Annotated in this window: 3 protein-coding genes; 1 reads left to right on the top strand and 2 read right to left on the bottom strand. The window is 70.9% G+C overall.

All coding sequences use genetic code 11. The features are described from left to right. Positions 1-1,046: FHA domain-containing protein (locus tag HG543_RS52985; RefSeq protein ID WP_246357943.1), on the top strand; the 1,046-nt coding region annotated here is incomplete at its 5' end. 166 nt (positions 1,047-1,212) lie between these two features. On the opposite strand, the gene HG543_RS52980 is transcribed toward HG543_RS52985, so the two are convergent. Together HG543_RS52980 and HG543_RS52975 are read right to left on the bottom strand one after the other, a co-directional pair. Then, positions 1,213-1,863 carry a hypothetical protein gene (locus HG543_RS52980; RefSeq protein WP_169352577.1) on the bottom strand — a complete coding sequence of 217 codons (651 nt, stop codon included), beginning with the start codon at positions 1,861-1,863 and terminating at the stop codon, positions 1,213-1,215. An 80-nt stretch (positions 1,864-1,943) separates the two neighbouring features. Further along, positions 1,944-2,438, bottom strand: a complete 495-nt coding sequence (locus HG543_RS52975) for a CarD family transcriptional regulator (RefSeq protein WP_013939202.1) — start codon at positions 2,436-2,438, stop codon at positions 1,944-1,946. Positions 2,439-2,624 lie beyond the last annotated feature (186 nt).

Here is a 2,624-nt window from a genome sequence, read left to right as displayed (position 1 = left end):
GCCCTCCCCGCCCTCCGGGCACGCAGGCGCCGAAGGACTCCGACGTGGAGGTGGAGCTCCCCTTCGATGATGACGAGGTGTCCCCCCTGCGTGCTGACGACCCGCGGCCGCAGCGCGTGCCGCAGTACCCGGCGGGCTCGCGACGCAGCCGGCGGCAGGGCAAGGAGCCTGACAGCCATGACCGCGAGCTGGCGTCGCGGTTCGACTGGGGGCACGAGTACTCGGACCCGGGCTACGCGCCCGCCTTCCTGTACGTCGAGCGGGGGCCCGGCGTGGGCCAGCTCGTCCCCGTGAAGCAGGGGCCGATGGTGATGGGGCGCTCGTCCTCGTCGGACCTGCGGTTGCAGCACCCGTCCATCAGCCGCCGCCACGCGCAGCTCACCCGGCGTGGGGACCGCTTCTTCCTGAAGGACCTGAGCAGCCAGAACGGGACGTTCGTCAACCGCACCCGCGTCCCCAGCGAGGTGGAGGTGATGCCCGGTGACGAGATTTCCATGGGCAACGCGATGCTGCGCCTGCGCGGCCCGGGAGCCACACCGGCCCTCGGCGTGCCCGCGGTGACGGCCACCATTCCGACGGGCCAGCGCTGGACGGGCGCGGGCTCGCTGAAGGTGGCGCTCCTCGCGGCGGTCCTGGGCTCCGCCGTGGCCGCCCTCGTCACCCTTGTCGCGGTGAGCCTGTCGAGCGACGAGGAGGCTCCGGTGGTGACGGAGCCGGGCTCCACGAAGCAGCTGCGGCAGATGGCGCCCGAGCCGATGTCGCCCGAGGAGGCGCAGGGCTCGACGGCCCAAGAGACGGGGGCACGGGAGGCTTCGCCCGGCGCTCCGGCCCCGGAAGCATCAAGCGAGCCCGAGGGCAGCACGAGCGCGCCCACCGGTGACGCGGAGGGCGGAGCGCCCGAGGCTCAGGCTGCTCCCACGGTACCGGCTGGAGCCACCCTCAGCGCCACGGATGTCGCTCGTGGCCGCCCTTCGGGTGCCACGGCGCCGACGCCGTCCGCCCGCGATGTGGCCAGCGGACGCGTGAAGGGCGAGCGGAAGCCCTGAGCGGCGCGGGCGGTGGAAGATCGAGCCGAGCCCCAAGCCGAAGACGACGGTGACAGCCGCGCCGTAGCCGCCGCGAGCGCCCTAGCAACAGGCCTCGGTGGCAGCCGCGCCGTAGGCCTCGCCAGCACCGGAACGAAGCCACGCGGCCCCGAGGCTCACGGGCGGCTCAGCTCCGCCGCAGTCCCTTGACCAGCAGCACCGCGTTGAGCGCGATGAACGAGAGCAGCGCCAGCGCCACGAGCATCCGCCCCCGGTCCGCGCCCGGCTGCTCGCCCTCGATGAGCAGCCACAGCTTCCCCTCGTGCGGCTGGACCTCGCCCATGCTCCGCAGCAGGGCCAGCGCCTCGCGGTAGCGCGGCGCCTCGTCCTCCACCAGGAGCCGCCCGCGCACGGCGAAGGGCCGCTGGTCCGGCTGGGGCGGCGGCCTTCCCGACCTCCACTCCTCGCCGGGCAGCGCGCCCCGGCGCACCACGAAGGGCGAGTCGCGCAGGCCCACCAGCACGTAGAGCGCGCCGTCGCCGTCCCGCTCGTAGGCGCCACGCACCGTGGGCACGCCATGCACCTGCGCGTAGCGGTTGGAGTCGAGCGCCTCGTACCGGTAGGCCCCCTCCGCGCCCAGCGTCAGCGGAGCGCGCGGAGAGACGAAGTACGCCAACTCCCGCCACTGCATCCCCAGCAGCACGAGCGCCACGGCGATGGCGAACAGCGCCGACACGGGCTTCACGCCCACGCGGCGGCGGGCCGCCCGCGCCTCCAGCTCGGCGATGCGGCGCTCCCGCTCCTCCTGCTCCGGTGATGTGGGCAGCGGCTCGCTCATGGGGCGTGGAAAGACGAAGCCCCGAGTCCCTCACGAGGGAACCCGGGGCCAGGGAGTCTCGGGCCGAAAGGCCCAGGGGCTCAAGCGAGGTTGAAGATCTTCTTCAGGTCCGACTCGATCTCTTCCTCGGAGCAGTCCTTGGCCAGCGACAGCTCCTTGATGAGCAGCGAGCGGGCGGTGTCGAGCATCTTGCGCTCGCCAAAGGAGAGGTCCTTGTCGCCCTTCAGGAGGTAGAGGTCGCGCAGCACCTCGGCGATCTCGAAGACGGAGCCCGTCTTGATCTTCTCCATGTACTCCCGGTAACGACGGTTCCACGTCGTGGAGTCGACCGAGATGTCCTTCTCCTTGAGGATGGAGTAGACCTGCTTGACGTCCTCCTCGCTGATGATCTCGCGGAGGCCGACCGACCCGACCTTGTTGATCGGGATCATGATCCGCATCCCGTTCTCCAGGATGCGCAGCACGTAGAACGACTGGCGCTGCCCGGCAACCTCGGTGTGCTCGATACCCATCACCTCACCGACGCCCTGGCCCGGATAAACCGCCTTGTCACCAGTCTTGAAGCTGGTCTGCACTAACTGCCTCCTTGAAAGACTCGCTCCCGACCCTTACGGCCGGGCACTACTACCACAAACCACATACACAGGCAACGATAACGCCTTGACCACCCAATCCGCGCCCGACTACGTTGTCGGTTTTCGTACGCGGTGTCGCCAGGTGTGCGCGCCAACGTGACGAGCGGGCGGCGGTGGGGGTCGGGC

It is taken from the genome of Pyxidicoccus fallax, assembly GCF_012933655.1.
Lineage (GTDB): Bacteria > Myxococcota > Myxococcia > Myxococcales > Myxococcaceae > Myxococcus > Myxococcus fallax.
The sequence above is the reverse complement of the archived record's forward strand: the minus strand, read 5'-3'. Positions and strand labels throughout refer to the sequence as shown.

Bases quoted from the DNA above. Each gene is read 5' to 3' on its own strand.
- HG543_RS52980 (WP_169352577.1), bottom strand. From the start codon at position 1,863: ATGAGCGAGCCGCTGCCCACATCACCGGAGCAGGAGGAGCGGGAGCGC.